This is a genomic window from Pseudomonas sp. CMR5c, assembly GCF_003850545.1.
Taxonomy (GTDB): domain Bacteria; phylum Pseudomonadota; class Gammaproteobacteria; order Pseudomonadales; family Pseudomonadaceae; genus Aquipseudomonas; species Aquipseudomonas piscis.
In genome coordinates this window covers 3336875-3361043 of the sequence record NZ_CP027705.1, presented here as the reverse complement: position 1 = coordinate 3361043, position 24169 = coordinate 3336875, and the positions used below count along the sequence as shown (strand labels likewise).

Here is a 24169-nt window from a genome sequence, read left to right as displayed (position 1 = left end):
CTGCCCCTTGCTCAATCGCCTACGCGTTCCAGGATGGAGACAACCGCAACACCTTCCTCGATGCCCAGGAATCCGCCGCCATTCTCCTGCAGCGCCAGGCGTGCCCCGGCTACCTGCCGGGGACCGCACTGCCCGCGCAGTTGCTGGGTCAGCTCGAAAACCTGGGCCAGGCCGGTGGCACCGATCGGATGGCCACGGCTTTCCAGGCCGCCTGAGGGGTTGATCGGAATGCTTCCGCCAAGGGTGGTGGCACCGGACTCCGCTAGGATGCCGCCTTCACCGAATGCGCAAAAACCCAGTTGCTCGGCCACATAGAGTTCGCCAAACGCCGTGGCGTCATGCACTTCGGCTACATCGATATCGCCTGGCCCGACCCCTGCCACTTCGTAGGCCCGGCGAGCCGCCCGGGCGCCACCGCTATTCTGGAAGTCTTCCCAGGCGCGCTCCTTGCCGGACACCAGTTCATAGGCACGTACCTTGACCCGCGACCTGCCCAGTCCCAGCCGCGCCGCGCCACGCTCGGTACAGAGGATGGCCGCCGCCGCACCATCGGCGAAGGGCGAGCACATCGGCACTGTCAGCGGATAGCTCAGGGGGCGCCCGGCCAGCACCTCCTCCACCGTGAAGGCCTTGCGGAACTGCGCTCTTGGGTTGTGCACCGAGTGGCCATGGTTCTTCGCGGCGATCACCGCCATCTGCCGCTGGGTCGAGCCGAAGCGCTTCATGTGCGCGCGGCACATGGTGGCGTACAGGTCCATGAACGCGGTCCGATGCCCTAGCTCCACTCCCACAGGTGGTGGAGCGCCCAGTTGATCCATGCGCTGCAGGGTGGCCTCTACCTCGTGCACGTCCATGCCCCCTCGAAAGGCCTCCATCATGCGCTGGTCGAGGGACTCCTGGCCGTAGGTCATCTTCTCGACGCCGATGGCCAAGGCGACATCGCCCGCGCCAGAGCGCAGGTACTGCAGGGCCAGCCAGACCGCCGTCGACGCCGAAGCGCAGGCGTTCTCCACATTGACGATGGGAATCGAGTCCAGCCCCGCCGCGCGCAGTGCGATCTGCCCGGCGATGTTGGTTTGCCCTTCCACCACGTCCTGGCAGCCATTGGAAAAGAACGCCGCTTCGATCTGCCGCAGATCGGCGCCGGCATCGGCCAGTACGTCCTGCAGCGCCTCGATCGTCATCTGCTTGATTGAGGCTGCCGGCCTCCTGGCGAAGGCGGTTTGGGCAACACCCGCGATGTAGATGGGTTCCATGTCAGACCTTTCTTGTTGTTTGCGTTCATGGGGTCCTGAGGCAGGCATGGATGGCATGCCAAGGACCTCATCCGGAGACTGCCTGTTTCGATTGATTGGCCATCTTGGTACCAAATTATCGAATACAGTTCCATTTAACGGCGCCAAAGGTACCATGTCAACATAATTGGTACCCAGCCGAGCCGACGAACATCTCGACAAGCCAACCCTCGTCCGTCCTGGTCCGGCGTGGGCGCTGCTCGTTCCTATGCCCAAGGACATGGGGGAATGTGCAAGTCTGTGCTCGACCGGTTCACCGCTATCCATGGACAGCGACGCGTTCCCACAACCCTGTTGTGTGCTAACAGCCACCTGGGGTTGTGGTACCGTCGCCACCTCGATGCACCTTCCGTCAATTAGGCGCCAACGCTGATGAAGAAAATTTTTGATGACGATGAGTTCCAGGCCGAACTCACCAGCCTGTTCCTCAGTGAGGGCATGAGCGCGCTCAGCGTGGGCGAAATCGCCGCGCGCATGCGCTGCTCGAGGCGGCGTCTCTACGAACTGGCCGGTACCAAGGAAGAACTGTTCTGCCGGATGATCCAGCGCTATTTCGACAGCGTTCTCAAAGAAGGCAACCAGGTCATCGACCAGGCGCAGGGCAACAGTGCCGAGGTCCTGACGGAGTATTTCCGAGTAGGAGCCAAGGCTGGCAGCACGCTCAGCACACCCTTCCTGCTGGATCTGGAGCGGCTGCCGGAAGCCAAGAGGATCTTCGATGAGTACCAGAACGCCCGCGCGGTGGTCGCCGAGCAACTTCTCGAGCAAGGCATACGCGAGGGGTTCTTCGTGCCCTGTCACGTGCAACTGATCGTGGAGACTTTGCGAGCGGCGGCGCAAAGGCTGCGCCAACCGGAATTCCTGACCAAGGCCGGCATGACCATGGACCAGGCATTCGATGAGTTCTATCGGGTCATGCTCGGTGGGCTCCTGGAGAAGCGCCCCGGGGAGCCGGAAAAAGGCAAGGCGCCGCGGGCACGCAAGGCCAAGACGCCGCAATGACTTGAAATGGCGCCCCCCGGCAGGTTCGAACCTGGCCGGGGCGGCGCACCGAGCCGATCGGGGTGGACCGGCTCAGCCGCTCAAGAGCCGATCCTCAGGCATCGCCCGGGGCGACACGAATCACCAGCTTGCCCGAACTCTGGCCGGATTCCAGGGAGTGTTCTGCCGCGGCGACCTGCTCCAGCGGCCATTGCTCGATCTCATACAGGGTTTCGCTTTCCAGCCACTCCAGGGTGAAGGCTTCGGAGGCTTCCCACTCAGGCTGGCCGAACCAGGCAACGATCGAGTACGGCATGATGGTGATGCCGTCATAGCAAATGGGTTGGGTATCGATGGGCGGCATGCTGTCGCCGGCCTGGCGGCCAAAGATGACCCAGCGGCCACGCTTGCGAATGACTTGGGCATCGGTGGCGATCGTCGGCCCGGAAACGCCGTTGATCGAGACATCGACCCCGCCCCCCTGCTCACCGCCGACAAAGAAGCCGCTGGTCTTGGGACCACAGATGCGATTGATCTCATCCACGTAGTTCTGCGTCTTGCGATTGACGACGTGGTCGCAGCCGTTGGCGCGCAGCAACTGCACCTTGTCCTGCGAACTGCAGATGCCGATCACTCGGACGTTGCTGAACTTGCGCTTGAGGATCTGCAATACCAGAAGACCGATGCCGCCGGCTGCGGCATGGAGCAGCACGGTCTCGCCCTCACGGACCTTGGCCCACTGGTACACGATCATGTAGGCCACCCGCATGTTGAGGAAATAGGCCAGGGCCTTGTCCAGCGCGATCGATGGCGGGAGTGGCTTGAGGCCCTCGGCGGGGGCGACGACGTATTCGGCGAAACCGCCTTCGAGTACCGCCGCGGCAACCTTGTCGCCGATCTTCAGGCCGCTCACCCCGGCACCGACCTGGTCGATACGGCCAGCCGCTTCCAGCCCGGCGATGAACGGCGGCGGCGTGTCACGCTTGAGCGTGCCGGTGCGATGCATGACATCGCCCCAGCGCATGCCGGCGTACTCGACCTTGATGCGAACCTGCCCAGGTCCGGCTTGCGGAGCCGGGGCGTCGACCAGTTGATAGTTGTCGACCGAGCCATATTCATTGAGTTGGATAGCGCGCATTACAGACTCCTCTCTAGTGGAATGCTGGAGCTACGGCAGCCGAAACCCGCCCTGCATGGAGGGCATTTGATTGACGGGCATCGGTACCGAACATCCATAATAAAGTACCATTACAGCATGCAAATGGGACCAAATCAAAGAATTTGGTACCGTTAATCAGTGATCCTCTCAAGCGAGCCCGCTACAGATCGGGCCCGGCATCTTGTGGTTGTGGCTCAAGCCGGCCCGGACGGCACCGGGCGAAATGCCGGCACCAGCCAATAGGCCAGTGCCGGGATCAGGATCAGCGCTCCCAGCATGTTCCAGATGAACATGAAGGCCAGCAGCAGGCCCATGTCGGCCTGGAACTTGATCGGGCTGAAGGTCCAGGTGACCACGCCGATAGCCAGGGTGAAGCCGGTCAGCACCACCACCCGGCCAGTGAAGTTCAGCGCCTGACGGTAGGCCTGGGCCAGGGATGCACCGCTGCGCACGCCCGCCAGGGTGACGCTGAGAATGTAGAGCGCATAGTCGACACCGATACCTACGCCCAAGGCGATCACTGGCAGCGTCGACACCTTCACCCCCATGCCGAGCCAGACCATCAGCGCCTCGGCCAGCACGCTGGTGAGCATCAGTGGCAGCACGGCGATCACCACGGCGCGCCAGCTGCGAAAGGCGATGAAGCACAGCGCGATGACCGCCGCGTAGACCATCAGCAACATGGTGCGCCAGGCGCTCTTGACCACGATGTTGGTCGCTGCCTCGATACCGGCGCTGCCCGCCGCCAGCTTGAACTGCAGCCCCGGGCTGTCGTTGTCCTTGGCGAAAGCTTCGACATGGGCGGTCACTCGCTCCAGGGTGGCGGCCTTGTGGTCGCCGAGGTAGGCATACAGCGTCAGCAGGCTGCAACTGTCATTGCTCAGCCCGCGCGGGACCTTGGCGGTGGTCGAGTTGAGGATGGCCTGGTTCGGCACCAGGTCGTACCACTTGGGGTTGCCCTCGTTCATTCCCACCAGCATGCGGCGGTTCATCGTCGCTAGAGATTGCACGCTCTCTACTCCAGGAATCTGCCGCAGCTGCCACTCCAGGGCATCCACCTTGTTCAGGATGGTGTAGTCCGCGCACTGGCCTTCGGGGGTAGTGACCAGCACCGCCAGCAGGTCACTGGCAGTGCCGTAGGCCTTGTTCATGAAGGCGGCGTCCTGGTTGTAGCGGCTCTCGGGCCGCAACTCCGGAGCCCCGGGGTCAAGATCGCCGATCTGCAGGTGAGTGCTGGCAAGCCAGCCACCCAGCGCCATCACCCCGGCCACCACCAGCGCCGCCGTGGCCCAGCGGCGCTGGGTGAACAGCTCCACGCCGCGCCAGTAGTTGCGCCGGAGCTGGGCCTGGTCGTCACGCAAGCTGCGCGCCGCCGCCCGGGCGCTGACACCGGTATAGCTGAGCAACACCGGCAGCAGGATCAGGTTGGTGAAGATCAACAGCGCCACGCCGATGCTCGCCGCGATCGCCAGTTCGCGAATGACCTGGATATCGATGGCCAGCAACACGGCAAAGCCCACCGCATCGGCCAGGAGCGCGGTCAGACCCGCCAGGAACAACCGGCGGAAGGTCATGCGCGCGGCCTCCAGGCGCGGCCTGCCGCGGCCGATGTCCTGCATGATGCCGTTCATCTTCTGCGCCCCGTGGCTCATGCCGATGGCGAAGACCAGAAAAGGCACCAGGATCGAGTACGGGTCCAGCGAGTAGCCCAGCGCGTGCATCAACCCCAGTTGCCAGAGCACCGCAATGATCGATGCCAGGAGCACCAGCACCGTGGAGCGAATGCAACGGGTATAGCCATACACCATCAGGGCCGCCACCAGCGCAGCCACGGCGAAGAACACCAGCATGATCCTCACGCCATCGATCAGGTCCCCCACCACCTTGGCGAATCCGCTGATCCGCACCTCCACCCCCTGCTGTTGGTACTTGTCGCGTAGTCGCTCGAGTTCCTGGGACAACGCGGCGTAGTCCAGCGCCTGGCCATCCGGGGTGGTCGTAAGCAGCGGCACGTAGATCAGCGAAGAACGGCGATCCAGCGCCACGGTCTGGCCGATTTCGCCCGAGCGCTCTATGTTGGCTTGCAGTTGTTCGAGGCTCCTCGGGCTGCCATCGAAGCCCCTGGGGATCACCGGCCCGCCTTCCAGGCCCTCTTCGGTGACCGCCAGCCAGCTGGTCGAGGGCGACCACAGGCTTTTCATGCGGATCCGGTCGACGCCAGGGATGAGGAACACCTCATCGCTCAGCGCCCGCAAGGTTTCCATGTAGTGCTTGTCATAGAGGCTGGCACCGGGATTGCCGACCGAGATGCGCACGGCGTTGCCCAGCCCGGTCAACTCGGCCTGGTACTGCAGGAAGGTCTGGATGTAGGGGTGCTGGCGCGGGATGGTCTTCTCGAAGCTGGCGTTGAGCTTGAGCTGCAGCGCCTGCCAGGCCAGCAGCACAGTGAGCAGCATGCAGATCAACACCACCCAGGGGCGATGGGAGAACACCAGGCGCTCGATCCAGGAGCCCGAATGCGCTTGGAGCTCGCTGGCCTGGGTTTCTTGCGACAAGCTGGGACTCATGGCGGTCATTTTAGGCTCACCTTCTTCACAAGAAAGACACCACGTACGGAGGCCACGACGGACTCGCCATTATCCAGGGCCAGGATTCCATTCAAGGGCGGTAACTGCCCCGGCAGGCGCAGCAGGTGATCGTGCTCCAGGCGCATGAGGCTCCCTCCCTGGTTGGCCAGCAGCACCTGGCCCTGGGCATCGACCGTTGACGCAACGATCGAATCCGAACCCAGGGCCGGAACCCGGCTCCAGTGCTCTCCGGCATCGCGGCTCTTCCACAGGTTGCCACGCAGGCCGGCCGCCAGTAGCTCACCTGATGCGCTGATCTGGGCGGTGAAGAAGCTGCCCTCATAGGGCACGGCGCAGTGGCGGAAAGTCCGCCCCCGGTCGTTGGAGTACAGCAGCGTGCCGCTCTCGCCGGCGATCAGCACTTCGTTGCCACGTGCGTGGATGGCATACAGGTGCCGGTCGGAGCCTCCGGGAAAGCGTGAGGAAATACCCTGCCAATGCTGGCCGCCGTCAAGGGTTTCGAAGGCCAGGCCATAGGCGCCCACCACGATGCCGTGTTGTGCATCGAAGAACCACAGATCCAGCAGCGGCTTGTCCGCACCATCGGCGACCATGCGCTCGGCCTCCTCCACGGCCGGCCCCGCGCCACTGCCGGCCGCCGCCAACAGCTGCTGCGCGGCCTGGTTGCCGTCCAGTTGCCTGGCCCAGGTGCTGCCGCCATCGGTGGTGGCCAGCACCACTGCGCCATGGCCGGTGGCCCAGCCATGGCGCGAATCGACGAAGCGCACCGACGTCAACCCGACACTCACCGGCGAGTCCACTTGCTGCCAGCTATGAGCCTGGTCATCGCTGATGACGATGACCCCGCGCTCGCCCACCGCCACCAGCCGGCTTGCGGCGCTGGCGATGCTCTGCAGGCTGGCGCTCGGTATTTCTCGCAGTGTTTGCGCCGGCCGCTCCAGGGCTGGCAGTACAGGCGCCGCCTGGGCGATGGATAGATAAAGACCGGCAATGAATAAGCCAAGACGCAAAAGCATAGGTGCCACCGAAGAAGGCTTGGAATCGGGGGCGGCCACCGCACGCGGCCGCCTTGCAGGTTGCTCAGCGCACGCCACTGCGGGTCAGCGCATCGGGTCCGAACTCGGACGCGGGATAAATGGGCTTGAGGGCGTACTGGTTCGATTTGCCGGCCATCAAGTCCGACATGTAGCCCACTCCCGCCAGCAAGTCGGTGAACTGCCAGGTCAGGTTGACCACCGCCGGGATCTCCGGGGCGACGATGTTGCTCATCCAGAAGGTGCGCCACAGCTGACCCCTGCTGTCCCAGCGGTCGGCCAACTGGCAGCCCCAGGTGTCTTCATCGCAGTAGTAGCGGCTCTTGACCGCTGCATGGCGTTCGCCATCGCGCAGCGTGGCCTCGACCACCCACATGCGGTGCAACTCCCAGCGCACGTAGTCCGGGTTGGCATAGACCTTGTCGCCGAGGATCTCTTCGTTGGATTTGACCCCCATGAAGGCATTGCCGTTGTAGGGAACGTAGATCTCCTTCTTGCCCAGCAGCTTCCAGTTGAAGCGCGTCAGGGTGCCTTCCCAGATCTGCAGTTCATCGGTGGTGGTCAGGCCCGCGGCCGACGACGATGGCGTGTCGCAGCAGGGGTTGGGCAGCTTGCGCACCCGGCGCTGGCCCGGCAGGTAGGTCCAGGCCTGGTCGTTGGCCGAATCCAGTGCATAGAACGAAGAGATGCCCTCCCCGGCGCGGCTGGGCGGCCCAACCAGGAAACCCGCCATCTGCCGGTACACCGCCTTGCCGTCATTGAACTGCTCGGGCTTGGCATCCTTCAGGTACGAGGGGAACTGGAAGTTGATCCGGGTCTCGGAAACCAGCACCTTCTTGCTGGGCAACTGCTGGTACCCGGCGCCCTGGATCACGAACGAGGCTCCGCGCCAGCGCAGCAGGTGGTTCCACATCACCTGCGCCCCGCTCTTGGGAATGGGGAACGGAATTCCCCCGGCAAAACCCCGTGGCACATCCCCATCCAGCGTGGCGTGAACCGCGTTCCAGGCAGTATTGGCGTACACCGCCTGTGGCGCGCTGGCGGTCCGGTGGGTCGGATAGACATTGATGCGATAGTCCGCAAACTTCTTGAACATCGCCACCTGGCCGTCGTTCAGCTTGTCGGCGTACTCGCCGACGTTGCTGGCGGTGATGGTGAACAGCGGTTTTTCGTCCTTGAATGGATCGCCACGGCTGCCATTGGCCGCATTGGGCAGCGCGCTGGTGTAACCGCCGTTCCAGGCTGGGATGCTGCCGTCCTGGTTGCCCGCGTGCTCGGCCCCGAAGGGGGTCAGCTCGGTACCCAGTTTCGCTGCTTCCTCGGCCGTGACGGCCGCATTGGTACTACTGATAAAAACCGCGAAGCAGGCAGCTACGCCACAAGACATCTGAAAGAGTTTCATCGTTACCTCGAATGACAGCGTTACCAGGTGCGGCGCACCGAGAAGGAGATGTAGTCGCGATCGGCAAGCGACTGGCCGAAGCTCGCCGCCGTGACGCCAGAAGGCAGGGTGATCGTGGCCGGCATGGCCTTGCCGAAGTAGTTGGTGTAGGCCAGCTTGAGCTTCCACACCGTGTCGTAGGTGCCGGCCACCCCCAGGGTGAAGGTGCCGCCGTTTTCGGGCGGGAAACCGGCAGCGAGCGAAGAACGCGAGCCCTTGGGGGCGTACTGGACACCGATCGGCACATCGATATCGAGCCCTGGCAGCACCTGGCGATACGTAGGCTGGAACACCAGGGACAGGGCTGAAGCATCCCGGGTGGTGTTGGCATCCAGGGCCCCGCACTGCTTGGTACAGGACAGCATGCGGTTCCAGGCGATCTCGCCGGTCAGCGAAGCCTCGTTCCACCAGGCTGTCGGTGGCAGGTTGGAGATCGCCGAGAGGTTCAGGTGCCCCGTCCTGCCCACTGCATAGGCCGGTTTATCGCTGTTGTTGCTACCGGCGAAGTCCACCGCGCGGGTCGAGTACAGCGGTTGGTTGTGGTGCACGCCGGCTTCCAGCGCCAGGTTGGTATCGCCGAAGGAGTGGCTGGCACTGAAGGCCAGGGCGGTGGTGTCCTCCGGGTAGACCAGGGTATAGGACGCCGGGACGCCTCCGGCTCCCAGGGTGGTCGTACTCACGGGGCTCTTGCTGTGGAAACGCAGCGCATAGAAACCGAAGTCGGTTTCGTTCCAGTTCCACTTCAACTGCACGCCGCCCTGCCCCGAATCGGAGGCCCTGACATCCTTGTTGCGATTGACGTTGAGCATCTGCCCCGAGGGCAAGGGCACGAGAATGCTCTCGCCGCCGATAGGCGCGGTATCCCCGACGGCGAAATAGCTGCCCGCCGCAGGCAGGCGGTTCTCGACGAACTCGAACTGGTAGTAGGCGCCGATCGATACATCCGGCGTCAGCTGGATCTGCCCCGACACCTGGGGAACGGGCAATACGTATTCCTTGGCTTGCGCCGTCGAGTCGGTGGCCAGGCGGCTCAGATCGTAAGGGCTCTGCGCTCCGGCAATGGCGTTGCTGGAGAAGAACAGGCTTTCGCCCCAGACCAGCGCATGCTGGCCCAGGCGCACGACGCTCGGCATATCGCCCAGGTCGAACTTCTGATAGACGAATGCATCGAGGAATTCGGCGTTGCGGCCCATCCACAATTGCGTATCGGAAGAAAACCTGTTGTGCGGCGTATGGTTGGGAAAGGCCCCTGCGGAAAAACCCGGGTTGTCGTTCTTGCGGTTGTAGACATCGTCGTACCAGGCCGCACCAGAGACCCTGGCACCAAAGCCGCTCGAATGGCTGACGTCGACCTCGCTCACCCAATCGACGCGGTTCGAGACAATGCCCGGGTCGAAGTTGCGGTTGCCATCATCCTGGTTCGGATTGGCCACCAGTGCCGAACGATGGGATCTCAACCGCGAGATCACGCCGTAGCGCAGGGTGTTGTCCCAGCGTATCTGCCAGTCGGGATTGCCCAGGTCGATTTCCGCGGCGTTGCATGCTGGAGAATAAGCTGTCGCCGTGGCCAGTGCGCTTGCTGCGATGGCGAGTGCACTGCAGGTAGAAAAGCATGCTGCTGTTATTTTTATTTTCACTCTGCTGGCTCCTGTCGTTTATCGCGAACCCCCGCCCCAGGCCATCCGAGCAGGGGCACCAACTCCCACCACCCACCCGTGTTCGAGCCAAGCGCTGGGACTGCCCCTCATGACCTGTGGCCCGGGTACTGCCCTGGCCACTGATGCAACGGAGATCGGTACCGACTAATGTTGTTGTGGTACCAATAGAGCATGAGGCATGGAACCAAGTCAACATATTTGGTACCAAAAGCCATGAGGTCGTACCTTGCATGGCCGCCCTGTCCCGAGGTGCCGGCCGCGCTCCCCGGCTGGCCAATCAACACTCCGCGAGGCTTCCTGGCAGGTGGTGGCGCAGGGGGCACGGTTCTGGCGACAGGAGGTGCGCACGGCGCAAGCCGTCGGTGCTAGCGATGAATCCGTTGCCAACCGATCAGCACCGCGCAGGCACAGGCGAGCGCCACCAGGATCTGAAAGTGATTGATGCTCGCCAGCAGCGTGGCCTGGCTGGACAGCTCCCGGGCCTGTTCGGCGAATGCCATCCTGGCTGCCGTGCCCGCTTCGGCGAAGTGGCTGAAGTGACTGCCCATGACCTGGCTGCTCTGCTCGTAGCCCGGCCGTCCCGGCATCAGGTTGGCATTGAGGGCGGCGTACTGCTCAGTGGTTCGCCACTGGCTGAACACCGTGGCGATCGTGGTTCCCGAGGCCATTGCCAACTGGCCGAAAATGCTCTTGATCTGCTGGGCGTGGGACAGCAGCTTGTCGTCCCTGGAAGCTTCCCTGAAGGTCTGGGTCGCGGCGGTTCCCAAGACCAGCATCACGAAACAGCCATTGAGCACCAGGGCCGGCAGCACGTATTGCAGCGGGTCGACCGCAGGGCTCAGGTTCGACAGCAACCAGCCGAAGCCGCCCAGACACGCGAACCCCGCCAGGTAGAACTTCCTGGGAGAAGGCGCACGCAACAGGATCCTGGCCATGATCAACCAAGTCACCAACTCGCCCGCCAAGCCGCAGGACTGCAGCCTGGCGATGCTTTCCCAGGTCATTCCCAGGCCGGTCTGCAGCAGCGTCGGCAGTACATAGTTGTTGGCGTTCATCACCACGTAGCTCAGCGAGAACAGGCTCAGGCCCAGCAGGTAGCGCGGCGTGAGCAACTGCCGCAGTTCGAGCAGGGGCGCCTGCCTGTGCTGCAGGTGGAAGAAGTAGCCGAACAGCGACACTGCCACCAGCAGCCAAAGGACGAGCATCGGTGAATGGTCGTAGAAGTCGTAGCACAGCCGCTGGATGATGTAGAGCAACGAGAACGAGCCCATTGCCAGCAGCCCCAGGTCCAGCAGGCTGGCCTGGTTGTGCCGCTCCCGAGGCTCGGCAGTCGATGGCAGCACCCCGGCCGCGAGGAAAGCGGCGACCGTGGTACAGCAGATCAGTGCCCAGAACATCAGGTGCCAGTGATCCAGCGACACCGCCAGCGATGAGGCCACCGGAGCGCAAGCCGTCCCGGCCGCCAGGGCGCAGCAGAACACTGTGATGCCGGTGAAGCGTCCAGGCCCGGCTGGAATCAGGGTGACCAGCATTCGCGCACTGATCATGAAGGCCGCGCTGCCCAGGGCCATCAGCGCGCGTCCCAGGCTGAAGCTTGCAAGGTCGTGGCTTTGTGCGCAGATCAAGCACCCCAGCGCATGCAGTGCGATGGTCGCCAGTACATACCAGCGCCAGCCGCTGCGTTCGAGCAGCCAGCGATGAATCGCGATGCCCAGGATGGCAATCCAGGCATGTAGGGCCGTGACAAGGCTGTATTCCTCGGGAGAGGCGCCGATTTCCCCGCGAATCGGCGCGGCAGCAAAGGCGAACATGCCGTTTTGCAGGAACTCTGCGAAGCACAGCAGGAAGATCAGCAGCAACAACCTGTGTTGGCCACTCTTCATTGCCGGGCCGCCGCTGGTTGCCCGGCGTTGGCTTGCACGATCTCCTCGACCAGTTGGTCGGCGTCCTGGAGCTCTTTGTCGAAGATCGTGGTACGGCTGGCCGAGAGCGCCGCGACATCCTCGCGCAGCACCAGGCCGCTGCGATCGTGGGTCTGGATCGCGACTTTCATCGACAAGCCCACGCGCAGCGGGTGCTCATTCAAGGCTCTGGGTTCAAGTTCGATGCGCACCGGCACGCGCTGGGTGACCTTGATCCAGTTGCCCGTTGCGTTCTGTGCCGGCAGCAATGCAAAGGCATTGCCGGTACCGGCATCGACCCCGACCACCCTGCCCCTGTAGGTCACCTGCGAGCCGTAGACATCCGAAGTCAGCAGCACTTGCTGGCCGATCCGGATGTTCTTGAGTTGCGACTCCTTGAAGTTGGCGTCCACCCACACCTGGTCGAGCGGGACTACGGACATCAGCGATACCCCAGGGCTGATGCGTTGCCCCACCTGCACGTTGCGGCTGGTGACGTAGCCCGATACCGGCGAGCCGATGCGGGTGCGGTGCAGGGCGACGAAGGCATCGCGCACCTCGCTCGCCGCGGTCATCACCAGCGGATGGGACCGCAGTCGCGTGCCCTCCACCAGCGCCTGGCTTTGCGCCAGGGCTTGTTGCGCAGCCGACAGGCCGGCCCTGGCAGTCTCCAGGGCCTGGCGTGCATGGCTCAGTTCCTCCCTGGAGATCGCTCCCGCATCGGCCAGTTGCGAGCGCCTTTGGAAATCGGCCGAGGCCTTCTGGTAATCGCTGGCCCGCGAGTTGGTTTGCGACTCCAGCTCCTTCACGTGCAGGTACTGCGCCCTGGCGTTGCGCACGGCGGTCGCCAGGGCGGCCTTGGCGCGCTCCAGGCCCAGGGCCTGGTCCACGTCGCTCAGGGCGATCAACCGCTGCCCCGGCTCGACCTTGTCGGTGTCGTCGACTTCGATCGCGGTGACGGTGCCACTGACCTGGGACGTGACCTGGACCAGATTGCCGCGGACGTAGGCATCTTCGGTCACCTCGGTATCCAGTCCGGCCTGGTAGACGGCGGCCGCGATGCCGATGACTGCCAAGGTGGCGACCGCCCATTGCGCGCGCCGGGCATTCTTGCGGGGATCGGGATGTTGTTCGTTCATGGGGCTCATTGATCGTTCCGGATAAAACACGCGCGCGCACGAATACCGCTCGCTTGCAGCGATCTGTGCACAGGCAATTCAGGAGCCACGACCCGTGGCTCAAGGGTGGGGAGCGGCGGCCAGGATCAGGCGACCGGCACCGCGGAGGAAGGAAGGGTCAGCCTGCTGTCGCAGGAGAAAAACGTTTCATGCATTCACCTCTGTAGACGTGCCAGGCACCGCTGCGAGGAATTTTCCGCCAGGCACTGCCTGCCACCATGACCGAGCCGCTCATTGATCATGTCGAATCGATCAAGTCTGTAGCACACCATCCAGGCGCCGCTGCCTGCGACACAGCAGGCAGGTCGGACAAACACATGGGCAACCGCCAGACGCCGGTGTTTTACAAGGCGTGTTTTGCCATAAAATCACTGCTTGTGACCCACGACCGAGGTCGCCACCGTACAGCCGCTCGACCTCGACCTGGCTGGCGGGGACATTCGCTTCGCATCGAGTACTTGCCAATGAAACGCTCAATTACCAGCCGAGCGAACCTGGGTTCCAGCGCCCGGATCATTCATAGCCAGAAACCCTTCACCCATCGCATCCATGTCGAGCAATCGAGCCTGGTGGCGGTGTGGAAAGGCCAGAGCTGCTTGCGCTGGGCCGGGCATGAGTTGCTGGTGCGCCCGGGAGAAATCGTCGCGCTGGCCTCGGAGCAGACGTTCGATGTGATCCACATCCCCTGCCCTCGCTCGGGTTTCTTCGAGGCCCAGGTGCTGGTGTGTGCTGATCCGGTGGTCAAGGAGTTCCTGGAACGGCGGCCCAGGGGGCGGCGGATCAATGATGCGCAGTTGATCCAAGGCGGCAGCGAGGGGCTGCTGGCGTCCTTTCGCCACGCTTATGCCGGCTTCGATGAAAAACTGCAATTGCCCCAGGCCATCGTCACCAGCCGCCTGACGGAGATGCTGACCTGGCTCGACCATCACGGAGGCTACTTCGCTACCAGCTCCAACAACCAGATCACCCTGCGAGTGCGGCAACTGATTGGCAGCGATCCTGGAGCGATCTGGACGGCGACCATGGTCGCGCGACACCTGGCCATGAGCGAGGCGACGCTGCGCCGCAGGCTGGCAGCGGAAGGCAGCCACTTCCAGCAACTGCTGTTGGATGTGCGCATGGCCAGGGCCCTGACCTTGTTGCAGCTGACCGATCTGCCGATCGCCAATATCGCCTGCGAAGTAGGCTACAGCTGCAGCTCACGTTTCTCCTCGCGCTTTCGCCAGCGGTTCGGCGGCAGCCCTTCGGACATACGCTCGGCCGCAGCCTTCGAGCCAGCGGCTTGAAGGCACGGCGCCAGGGAGCGCGCCGTGCCTGCGGGTCATGGCGCCGGGTACACGGTGCCCTGGTTGACGCCAAAACCGATACGCACGAAGTCCTCCCGCTGGCACCAGCCCTTGAACAGCACGGTGTCGCCATCCTCGAGGAACCCCCGGCGCTCGCCGTGGCCGATGTCCACCGGTTGCGTTGCGCAAACCGTCAGTTCGATCAACGCGCCGGCTTCGCCTGCGGTGGGGCCCGAGATCGTACCGCTACCCAACAGGTCGCCACTCTGCAGGTTGCAGCCACCCACGGTGTGCTGAGCGATCATCTGGCCCAGGGTCCAGTACTGATGGCGGAAACTGGTGCGGGTCAGGGTTCGCGGCTGCTGGCCGGCGGCGCGCTGGCTGGCGCTTTGAATCGACACCTCCAGCTGGATATCGAATGCCCCCGCCTCGGCGTTCTGTGCTGCGCTCAGGTAAGCCAGCGGTTGCGGCCGCTCCGGTGCCCTGCTCCAGCTCGTGCGGTACGGCAGCAAGGCCTCGAGGGTGACGATCCAGGGGGATATCGTGGTGGCGAAGTTCTTGGCGAGAAACGGCCCCAGCGGGTTCATCTCCCAGGTCTGGATGTCCCGTGCGGACCAGTCGTTGAGCAGGCACAGGCCGAAGATGTGCTGTTGGGCATCCTCCAGCGCAATGCGGCTGCCACGGGCATTGCCGCGGCCGATCACCGCGCCGATCTCCAGTTCGTAGTCCAGGCGCTGGCAAGGTCCGAAGACCGGAGCGGCAGCGGCATCCGGGCGGCTCTGGCCCATGGGCCGGTAGACCTTCTGCCCGCTGACCTCGATGGATGAAGCACGGCCGTGATAGGCAATCGGCAGCCAGTCGAAGTTGGGGTACACCTCAAGGCCGAACTGGCGGCAGCAGTTCACCGCATGATCGAGGGAGGCATAGAAGTCGGTGTAGTCCCCGACCTGGACCGGCATCCGGTATGCGACCTCCTCCTGGCTGACCAGGACCTGGCGCACGGTGGGCTCGTCCTGGCTGCCGGCTTCCAGCAGTGCAAAGAGCCCATGGCGCAGGGTTCGCCAGGCCTCGGGCCCCAGCTCCAGCAGCGGATTGAGCGATGCCCCCGCCGCGGCCTGCACGGCTGCGGCCAGTTCACCGCTGACGCACCGGGTACGAGACAAGGCTGCCAGGTCGACGATCTGGTCACCGATGCCCACGCCGCCACGCCAGGCTTCGTCGCCATCGCGACGGCGAAACACGCACAGCGGCAGGTTCTGCAAGGGAAAGTCGGTGGCGCGGTCATTGGCTTCGGCCAACCAACTCAGGCGCGTCGCATCATGGGTGTGGTTCAAATGCATGGGGTTCTCCTGGGGTGCGTTGGCGCTCATGCCCCGGCCTTGAGCGCGTCGTCGAAGATGGCCACGGCGCGGGTCCAGCCGGCCGACGCGCTGCGGATCTTGCAGGGGAAGCAGGAAATGAAGAAACCCGTGGAGGGCAAGGCTTCGAGGTTGTGCAGCTTCTCCAGGTGGCAATAGCCGATGTTGCGACCAGACTTGTGTCCTTCCCAGATCAGCGCTGGGTCTTGGGTCTGGGCGTACTTCTTGGCGGTATGCACGAAGGGCGCATCCCAGCTCCAGCCATCGGTGCCGGTCAGGCGCACGCCGCGCTCGAGCAGGTACATGGTGGCCTCCAAACCCATGCCGCAGCCCGCCGATACGTACCCCGGCTGGCCGTACTGCTTGCCCGCAGCGGTATTGACCACCACGATCTCCAGCGGGCTGAGCTGGTGGCCGATCCGCGCCAGTTCCGCCTCGACATCTTGCGCGGTGACTACGTAGCCATCGGGAAACCGGGTGAAGTCCAGTTTCACTCCCGGCTGGAAGCACCACTCCAGCGGCACCTCGTCGATGGTGATGGCCCGCTCACGCTCGCCGAATGACTCGTTCATCGTGCTGTGGAAGTGATACGGCGCGTCCAGGTGCGTGCCGTTGTGGGTGTTGAGTTGCACATGCTCGATGGCCCAGCCTTCGCTGTCGGGCAGGTCCGAGACCTGCAGACCGGGAAAGAACGAGGTGACCTGCTCCGCTGTCGTCCGGTGATCCAGATACTGGATTTTCGGCCCATACCCGGGCGGGTCGGATATCACATCGTTCTCAAGGAAGATTGAAAGATCTACAAATCGACGTCCCATTTCTATGACTCCTCATTCAGGTAATTGCATGCCAATCAAACCCTGTCAGCCACCGGCAATGGCTCAGGATCGCCGGCCCCCTGCACTTGGGCGGGTAGCCAGCAGACTGCTACGGCGGCGAGCAGGAACAGCACGCCGCAAAAACCGAGGCTCAGGCTCAGCCCCACGCTGCTCGCCAGCGATCCCAGGAGGATCGGCGAGAACGCCGACAGGCCGCGTCCGGTGTTGAAGCAGAAACCGGCGCCGGACGCCCGCAGATGGGTGGGGTACAACTGGGCGAAGTACGAGCCGAACAGCCCGACAAACGACAGGAAGAAGGCGTAAACCGGGCCCAGCAACAGCAACAGGGTGCTGTCTGCCACCCAGATGTAGACCGGGAGCATGAGCCCCGACCCCACCAGGGAGACGATGACCATGCGCCGCTTGCCCAGGCGGTCGGCGAGCCAGCCGAACAGGTTGTAGCCGATGAACGCGCCAACGTTCATCACCGCGATCAGGTTCGCCATGGTGGTGGATGAAAGCCCGTGATGCTTGACCAGGAAGGTCGGGATCCAGGTCATCGTCCCCCAATAGGCCGTCAGCGCCAGGGCCGAGGCTGCGCTGCCCAGGAGCGTCCGGCGGGCCAGGCCCGGGCCGAACAGCTGTGCGATGGCCAGCGCCGGCCGGGCGTCCGCCCGTTCCGGTTGGCGGTGGCGCCTGGCAAGCCAGGCGGCGGACTCCGGAACCCGCAATGCGACATACAGCACCGGCACCAGCACCAGCGCACCGCTGAGGAAAAACAGCGTGCGCCAGCCATAGGCTTGCAGCAGGCCGGCAGCCAGCAGCGCGGCCAGGCCGGAACCTGCGGAAAACGCACTGAGCACGAAGGCGGTCGCCCGGCCCCGCTGCCGGGCCGGCCAGGTCTCATGTACGTGGGCCGCGACGATTCCCCAGACCCCACCCAGCCCAAGTCCGGCGAAAAAGCGCAGGACCAGGATCTGCTTCCAGTCACTCGCCGCGGCAATGGCCATGGTCAGCCCGCCGAATGCCACCAGCGATGCCAGCAGGGCTTTCTTGCGGCCCAGGGTATCGGCCAGGGTGCCCATCACCAGGCTGCTGACGCCGACCCCGAGCAAGGTGGCGGTCACCATCAGCCCGGCCTGGCTGGCACTGATGTGCAGGCTTTCCTGGATGGTCGGCAAGGCGATGATCAGCACCAGGATGTCCAGGGCATCGAAGGTGTAGCTGAGGAAGGAACCGATGAGGACACGCCATTTCAAGCTGTCGGGTTGGGTCGTCATGCTGACTCCTGGAGGTACCACCATGCTCGAGCGGAGCGGTGGTTTTGTTGTTTTGCGCAAAACTATACACACGTACAGTTAGCCGGTCTAGCCAAGTCGATGCGGTGGCGTGGGCCGGGTCGGGCAGGCACAATCAGCGTCTGTCCAGCAAGCCTTGAGGATGTCGATGACCCAGGTACCCCAGAAGCAAGAGATGACCGTGGTAAGCAAGCGTGAGTCGATTCTCGATGCCGCCGAGCGCCTGTTCGCCGAGGGTGGCTATGACGGTGTTTCGATGCGCGATATCGCGGCGGCGGCCAACGTGGGCTTGCCCCTGGTGGTGTACCACTTCAAGACCAAGCTCAACCTGTATCGCGAGCTTTTCGAGCGGCGCAAGTCCGTGCTCGAAGCCCGGCAAGCCTTGTTGCGTCAGCCTCTGGCGGACGCAGAAGATCCGTTGGAGCACATCGTCCGGGCCTTCGTGACCCCCGTGATGAGCATCCAGCATGACGAGGCGGGAGTCGCCTATGCCAAGTTGGTGGCGCGCGAGTCTTCTGACCCCAAGGAGGCAGGCCGGGGCATCGTCGAGGCGCTGTTCGACCCGTTCGCCGCCGAGTTCATCGCCGCTATCCGCCGGGCCCTGCCCGACATCACGGCGGCCGCGGCGCATTGGGCCTATCACTTCGCTGTCGGCGCCCTGGTCATGAGCGTGTTCGACGAGCGCATCGAGCGGATCTCCGCTGGCGAGGTCAAGGCCATGGATATCGAGGTGAAGACCAACTACCTGATCTCCTTCATCACGGCCGGGATCCGCGCCACGACCGCGCAACCCTGTCGCTGAAGCGGGCATCTGCGGGCGTGCCCATGCCCGCGAAAAGCGCTGCGCCAGCAGTAGCGGGCACTAGATCTCGAGGTTCATGACCTCGGGGAAGGTGAACTTGAACCAGGGCGTGTAGTCGTCCGGATGTGCCTGGATATCCTGGCGAATGTCCTCGAGGGAGCGATACGCACAGGCGTCCGCTTCGTCGGGATTCAAGACGGGCTCAACATCGCAACGGGCAAAGTACAGGTGCCCGTATTCGTGCTCGATCAAGCCTCCCGGCAGATGGAGAAAGTAACCGAGCTCGAAGCGCTTGGTCACCGGGCAGGTCAAGCCCATCTCCTCTTCCAGGCGTCTTTGCGCCGCATGATCGGTGCTCTCGCCTGGCAGCGGGTGCCCGCAACAGGTGTTGCTCCATAGACCGCCGCAATGATATTTGCGCGCTGCGCGCCTTTGCAGCAGCAGTTCATTGCGGCTGTTGAACACATAGACCGATACCGCCCGGTGGCGCGCCCCGACCTTGTGGGCGGCCAGCTTCTCCATGAAGCCCACTTCCCTGTCGTTGTCATCTACCAGGATTACCTCGATGTGCGGCATGTAGCCTTCCTCGCATTGTGGGGTGGGTTTTCAGCGATGGGCCCAAGGCACCATCGCAACTGCGATCCAGCTTAGTCCAGGCTCGCACCCGAGCTTTTGTCATTAAATCGGCGACAGGCCGGGCATACCCTTCGCCCGGTCTTAACATCGATAAGGAATCGATCATGAATCTTTCACGCCTGTTGCTGGCAGGAGTCATCGGCCTGGCACTCGCCCCCCTGGCCCAGGCCTCATCCACGGCCGATATCGAAGAAAACGCCCAGCTGCGAAAACTCTTCTGCGAGTCCAGGGGCGGCTCTGACATTACCGCCCTGGGTGAACTGAAGAAGTCCGACGACGTCGGTGCCGTGGTGGTGTGCAAGCTTCCTCCGTCGAGGACGACGGTGGTTGAAAACCAGGCCGCCGCAACGTTCTCGCCACTGCCGCTGACTCCTGTCACCGCCACCCTCGCGCCGCCTTCCGGGGTCTACAAGCTTGCTCCGGGGGCCAACAGCATCAACACCTCCTGCTCGGCCAACCTGGCCATCGCCAAGTGGGCTGGCTTCCCCAGCACCAGCAACGGTAACGCCAGCTTGAATTGCCGAGGCTACAACACCAGCGCCGGGGGCAGCACGCTGGGCTGCAAGATCGAATGGACCGGGCCGACCCAGGTCGCCATTGGCGTCACGCCCTATGGCGGGCAAGTGGCAGTGAACTTCAGCTGCCAGGCCATACATCTTGGTTCCATGGGCACCGTCATGGACTTCAGCTACAGCGACCCGGTCTATTCGCGCATTCGGTATGGCTCGGTCCAGGCCACCGGCAGCCTGACCATCACCCAGTAACGTCCTCTGGACCCATTACTGTCCCCGTCGACGCCCATGGGCCGGCGGGGGCTGCCACTTCCCTCCCCCGGGTATCAGGTCGGGGACTTGAGCGCCAGGACCTTCCAGCTCGCCTTGCGCTTGCGGGCGACCAGGGCATCCAGGGCCTCGCCGGTGGGCCTGCCCTTGGCAGTGAACTTCACCGGGACCAGCAACAACAGGGCCACCCGGTCATCGTCGGCAATCTCCTCGGCCGCGGATGCCGGGTCCCAGGGCTTGTCCACCACCAGCATCGCATCCACCGAATCGGGCCAGGCCAGGTCCCCATAGCCAGGATCATCACGCAGCACCAGCATCCCCTCGCCCAAGGCCTGGTGTTCCAGGCTCTGGCGCGCCAGGCGAGCCAGTAGCTGCACCGGGAAGCACCAGGCTGGCTGTTGCGCCAGTCCATGCTGGGGAAGCGCCCAGTCCTCGGGCAGGCAGACGAACAGCTCGGTCATGGGAGTGGTGCGGTACAGGCCAATGGTGAACAACAGCTTGTAGCGACCCTTGGTGAGCAAGCTGATATGCAGCGAAAACCGAGGGTCCGCGCTGGGCGGACTGAACAGCGCCGGCAGCACCCAGCCGGCGCTGTTGTGGACGAAGGTCGCGATCGCCTGCCCTGGCCCCTCGACGTCTGGGACATCGATATCCAGGATGCTCTGTGCGCCATTGGCTTGCAGCAGCTCTGCAACCGCCGGGTGGCCCCAGGTGCGCGCGGCATCCAGGGCGCTGTTGTTGAAGCGCCGATGCAATTGGTTGACCGCGGCGCCCCGCGCCAGAAGCAGTGCGACCACCTGGTCATGGCCCGCCAGCGCGGCCGAGTAAAGTGGCGGGCAGATGCTCAATGACAGGCCATTGGCACTGGCGCCGGCGTCGAGCAACACGGTGCAGGTCGGCAGGCTCCCTTCGCTGGCCGCCAGCCCCAGCGCCGTTTCCTGGCCACTGACCCGCACCGGCCGATCCACCTCCAGGCCCAGCTCGAGCAGTAGTTGGCAAACCTCGGCCTGGCCTTCGCTGGCGGCCATATGCAGCAGGCCGATATCCCCGGCGGAGCCATAGCGGGGCAGCTCCAGCAACTGCGGATACTGTTGGGCAAAGGCCCGCAATCGCTCCAGCCTGCCCTCCAGGACATCCTCGTAGAGGCGATCCAGCTGGGTCTCGTGTTCTTCGTACAGTCGTTGCCACTCGGTCATCAGGTGCAGGTCCATGTTCTGTCGATACGCTCCGGGGGCGCATTGAGTCGTTAACCGCCGCGCTCGTCAACCACTTCGGTAACGGTGCACCTGTGCTCCAGGCGCCGACCCAGCCGGAACATCGCCAGGGCTTGCGGCAACAATGGCCATGGCCAATGACACGGCTACCTCCAGTTGCAAGCCAAGCAGCATCAGCACCATCGAAATGAAAGCGTGCTCCGACGCCCCGAGTGATAGCCAGGTGCCATTGACGCGAGGGTCTCGCCGGTGGTCAGATGCGCGCCAGTTTCAGGTGTCCCATGCCGCCGCGCATGGGGTTAAACGGGAAGCCGGTGCGTCATTGCGATGATCAGTCCGGCGCTGCCCCCGCAACGGTAAGCGAGCGAAGCAATCGACAGACCACTGTGCCAAGGCATGGGAAGGTGATTGCTTCATGTCCCTCGCAAGCCCGGAGACCGGCCTGCAACGTCGTTTGACAACCCCGCGGTGGGCGGGCGCAGTCCGGTTTGCGTGGGCTCGCGTGCCTGCGCTTGCCTATGCGTTGTTCCCTCCGGGATTCATTCATTCCTGATAAGCAGTAGGAATCGCATGTCCCGCACTTCTGTGTTGCTACCCCAGTCTTACCCCTGGCTGTATTTCACCCTGTTGCCTTGCATGAGCCTCACGCCCCTGGCGCTGGCTGGGCAACAGCCCTCCCTGGTTCTGCCGCAAGCGCAAGTGACGGCACAGGCCACCGATAGTCCAATCTCCTTGAGTACTCCCCTGCCGGCCGGTTCACGCCTGAACCTGACGGCCTTGGAAACTCCGGCCAGCACCAGCAGCCTCGACAGTGAGGCCATAGCCCGTAATAACCTGACGATCCAGGACGCGGTCACCCGTTCAGTGGGCATCACCAGCGTCGCCACGCCTGGCAACGGTAATACGGCGCTGTCGGCGCGGGGGTTCATCGGCCATAGTTCGGTCATGACGCTGTTCGACGGCTCACGCTTGTATACCGGTGCCGGCAGCCAGACGTTCCCGGTGGATCCGTGGCTGGTGGAGCGCATCGATATCATCCGCGGCCCAGCCTCGGTGCTCTACGGCGAAGGCGCCACTGGAGCGGTGATCAATGTGATACCCAAGAAGCCCTTCGAAGGTGAGATCCATAACCGCCTGCGCCTGGGCTATGGCTCCAATGACCGGCAACAAATGGGCCTGGATAGCGGTGGCTCGCTCACCGACACCCTCAGCTATCGCCTGACGCTGAACCAGCAGCACAGCAATGGCTGGGTCGACCACGGCCAATCACGCAACCAGGCATTGAGCGCAGCGTTGCGCTGGCAAGCCACTGAAGACCTGAGTTTCACCCTGGCCCACGAACGTGGAGAGAGCGAGCCTGCCAGCTACTTTGGCACGCCGCTGATCGCCGGCCGCTACCGCGACAGCCTGCGGGACAAGAACTACAACCTGCGTAACGCGGTACAGCGTTACAACGATGAATGGACGCGCCTGAACACCGAGTGGGTGCTCAACGACAACCTCAGCGCCAGCAACCAGCTCTACTACATCAAGAGCCGTCGCCACTGGCGCAATGCCGAGGCCTACAACTGGGTCGACTCCAGGGAGCAGCTATTGCGAGGCGACAACCTGGAGATCAAGCACGACCAGGAACAGATCGGCGATCGCCAGAGCTTCACCTTCGATCATTCGTTGTTCGGGTTGGACAGCAAGACCGTGGTCGGCCTGGAGTACAACCGGATCCGTTTCGGCGTGGCCAACAACTCGCCCTACAAGGATATCGGCGGTGACTACATCGATCCGTGGAACCCGGCTCCGGGTTATTTCCACAGCAAGTCGGCCTTCTCACCCCAGACCGCCAGCACCACCCGTACCTTTGCACTGTTTGCGGAAAACCGCCTGCAACTGTCGGAGCGCTGGTCGTTGGTGACCGGTATCCGCCGCGACCAGAACCATATCGATCGCACCGACCTGCGCGCCGATACCCGGACCGATCGCAGCCTTGCAGGTGGTAACTGGCGCGCTGGCCTGGTGTTCGCGGTCACTGATCAGCTCTCACTGTATGGCCAGTACTCCACCAGTGAAGACGGCATCAACAACCTGATCAGTCTCAATCCGACCCAAATGCAGATGGACCTGACCGAAGCCAAGCAGACCGAGTTCGGCCTCAAGCAGCAGTTCTGGAATGGCCGTGGCGAATGGACGCTGGCGGCTTATCACATCGTCAAGAAAAAGCTGCTGGCGACCGATCCGCTGACCCGCCTGGCACAACAGATTGGCCAACAATCGTCCGACGGGCTGGAGGCTTCGCTGGAACTGGCTCTGGATCACGGCTGGCAAATCTCGGCCAACGCTTCAGCGGTTCGTGCCCAGTACGATGACTTCGACGAGGTGGTCTCCGGGAAGCTGGTCTCCCGTGCAGGCAACCGTCCGAGCAATGTGCCGCGGCGCACTGCCAACCTGTGGCTGAACAAGGCCTTGGCCCAAGACCTGGAAGCAGGCATGGGCCTGCGCTATGTCGACGCCAGGTATGCCAACACTGGCAACACCGTCGATGTTCCGGGCTATACCGTGCTGGATGCCAACCTGGGCTGGCAGGCGCTGCCGGACGTACGCCTCAACCTGCAACTGAACAACCTGCTGGACCGCCGATATGCCGTGGCCCAGCAAAACAGCGGCCAGCAATGGTTGATGGGCGAGCCCCGATCGCTGTTCGTGAGCGCAGACTACAGCTTCTGAGGCTATGGCTACCGTAAACCCAGGG

The 24169-nt window shown here is 63.6% G+C and carries 18 protein-coding genes and 1 riboswitch; of the genes, 5 read left to right on the top strand and 13 right to left on the bottom strand.

Features of this window, described 5'->3' with window-relative positions:
* Positions 1-11: 11 nt before the first annotated feature.
* The gene (locus C4K40_RS15395; protein WP_022644470.1) at positions 12-1256 is read right to left on the bottom strand and encodes a beta-ketoacyl synthase N-terminal-like domain-containing protein; all 1245 of its coding nucleotides are present in this window, start codon (positions 1254-1256) and stop codon (positions 12-14) included.
* A 411-nt stretch (positions 1257-1667) separates the two neighbouring features.
* On the opposite strand from C4K40_RS15395, the gene C4K40_RS15390 reads away from it, so the two are divergent.
* Positions 1668-2297: a TetR/AcrR family transcriptional regulator gene (locus tag C4K40_RS15390; protein ID WP_022644469.1), complete on the top strand. Its 630-nt coding sequence runs from the start codon at positions 1668-1670 to the stop codon at positions 2295-2297.
* Positions 2298-2391: 94 nt separating this feature from the next.
* Here the strand turns inward: C4K40_RS15390 and C4K40_RS15385 are convergent, their stop codons facing one another.
* The 7 genes from C4K40_RS15385 to C4K40_RS15355 all read right to left on the bottom strand — a co-directional run bounded on the left by C4K40_RS15385 (position 2392) and on the right by C4K40_RS15355 (position 13196).
* On the bottom strand, positions 2392-3414 hold the full coding sequence (locus C4K40_RS15385) for a zinc-binding dehydrogenase (protein ID WP_053129903.1): 1023 nt from the start codon (positions 3412-3414) through the stop codon (positions 2392-2394).
* Positions 3415-3629: 215 nt separating this feature from the next.
* Positions 3630-6011 carry an RND family transporter gene (locus C4K40_RS15380; protein WP_083456847.1) on the bottom strand — a complete coding sequence of 794 codons (2382 nt, stop codon included), beginning with the start codon at positions 6009-6011 and terminating at the stop codon, positions 3630-3632.
* Positions 6008-7039, bottom strand: a complete 1032-nt coding sequence (locus C4K40_RS15375) for a YCF48-related protein (protein WP_053129900.1) — start codon at positions 7037-7039, stop codon at positions 6008-6010. Before C4K40_RS15375 ends, C4K40_RS15380 begins: the two co-directional genes overlap by 4 nt.
* A gap of 64 nt (positions 7040-7103) precedes the next feature.
* Positions 7104-8459, bottom strand: a complete 1356-nt coding sequence (locus C4K40_RS15370) for a DUF1329 domain-containing protein (RefSeq protein ID WP_083456846.1) — start codon at positions 8457-8459, stop codon at positions 7104-7106.
* A 20-nt stretch (positions 8460-8479) separates the two neighbouring features.
* A complete protein-coding gene (locus C4K40_RS15365) occupies positions 8480-10135 on the bottom strand; it encodes a DUF1302 domain-containing protein (protein WP_201770031.1) in 1656 nt (551 codons plus the stop codon).
* A 386-nt stretch (positions 10136-10521) separates the two neighbouring features.
* Positions 10522-12039, bottom strand: a complete 1518-nt coding sequence (locus C4K40_RS15360; RefSeq protein ID WP_053129894.1) for an MFS transporter — start codon at positions 12037-12039, stop codon at positions 10522-10524.
* The gene (locus C4K40_RS15355; protein ID WP_053129891.1) at positions 12036-13196 is read right to left on the bottom strand and encodes an efflux RND transporter periplasmic adaptor subunit; all 1161 of its coding nucleotides are present in this window, start codon (positions 13194-13196) and stop codon (positions 12036-12038) included. The genes C4K40_RS15360 and C4K40_RS15355 overlap by 4 nt, the downstream gene beginning before the upstream one ends.
* A 503-nt stretch (positions 13197-13699) precedes the next feature.
* On the opposite strand from C4K40_RS15355, the gene C4K40_RS15350 reads away from it, so the two are divergent.
* Positions 13700-14521, top strand: a complete 822-nt coding sequence (locus C4K40_RS15350; protein ID WP_053129888.1) for a helix-turn-helix transcriptional regulator — start codon at positions 13700-13702, stop codon at positions 14519-14521.
* Positions 14522-14556: 35 nt separating this feature from the next.
* Here the strand turns inward: C4K40_RS15350 and fahA are convergent, their stop codons facing one another.
* The 3 genes from fahA to C4K40_RS15335 are packed head-to-tail and all read right to left on the bottom strand — an operon-like array spanning position 14557 to position 17974.
* Complete coding sequence (gene fahA / locus C4K40_RS15345; RefSeq protein ID WP_053129885.1) at positions 14557-15861, bottom strand: fumarylacetoacetase; 1305 nt, start codon at positions 15859-15861, stop codon at positions 14557-14559.
* Positions 15862-15887: 26 nt separating this feature from the next.
* On the bottom strand, positions 15888-16694 hold the full coding sequence (locus tag C4K40_RS15340; RefSeq protein WP_053129882.1) for a cyclase family protein: 807 nt from the start codon (positions 16692-16694) through the stop codon (positions 15888-15890).
* Between the two features lie 35 nt (positions 16695-16729).
* A complete protein-coding gene (locus tag C4K40_RS15335) occupies positions 16730-17974 on the bottom strand; it encodes an MFS transporter (protein ID WP_022644455.1) in 1245 nt (414 codons plus the stop codon).
* Between the two features lie 166 nt (positions 17975-18140).
* Here C4K40_RS15335 and C4K40_RS15330 point away from each other — a divergent pair, with 166 nt between their 5' ends.
* Positions 18141-18794 (top strand): TetR/AcrR family transcriptional regulator, encoded by a 654-nt coding sequence (locus C4K40_RS15330; RefSeq protein WP_053129879.1) that lies wholly within the window; start codon positions 18141-18143, stop codon positions 18792-18794.
* A gap of 60 nt (positions 18795-18854) precedes the next feature.
* Here the strand turns inward: C4K40_RS15330 and idi are convergent, their stop codons facing one another.
* Positions 18855-19370 (bottom strand): isopentenyl-diphosphate Delta-isomerase, encoded by a 516-nt coding sequence (idi, locus tag C4K40_RS15325; RefSeq protein ID WP_022644453.1) that lies wholly within the window; start codon positions 19368-19370, stop codon positions 18855-18857.
* A gap of 164 nt (positions 19371-19534) precedes the next feature.
* Here idi and C4K40_RS15320 point away from each other — a divergent pair, with 164 nt between their 5' ends.
* On the top strand, positions 19535-20194 hold the full coding sequence (locus C4K40_RS15320) for a hypothetical protein (protein ID WP_053129876.1): 660 nt from the start codon (positions 19535-19537) through the stop codon (positions 20192-20194).
* A 74-nt stretch (positions 20195-20268) separates the two neighbouring features.
* Here C4K40_RS15320 and C4K40_RS15315 read toward each other — a convergent pair whose 3' ends face one another.
* Complete coding sequence (locus tag C4K40_RS15315; protein ID WP_083456844.1) at positions 20269-21423, bottom strand: ankyrin repeat domain-containing protein; 1155 nt, start codon at positions 21421-21423, stop codon at positions 20269-20271.
* A gap of 258 nt (positions 21424-21681) precedes the next feature.
* Positions 21682-21887, top strand: a riboswitch (cobalamin riboswitch).
* Positions 21888-21996: 109 nt separating this feature from the next.
* On the opposite strand from C4K40_RS15315, the gene C4K40_RS15310 reads away from it, so the two are divergent.
* The gene (locus C4K40_RS15310) at positions 21997-24144 is read left to right on the top strand and encodes a TonB-dependent siderophore receptor (protein WP_083456843.1); all 2148 of its coding nucleotides are present in this window, start codon (positions 21997-21999) and stop codon (positions 24142-24144) included.
* Positions 24145-24169: the final 25 nt, after the last annotated feature.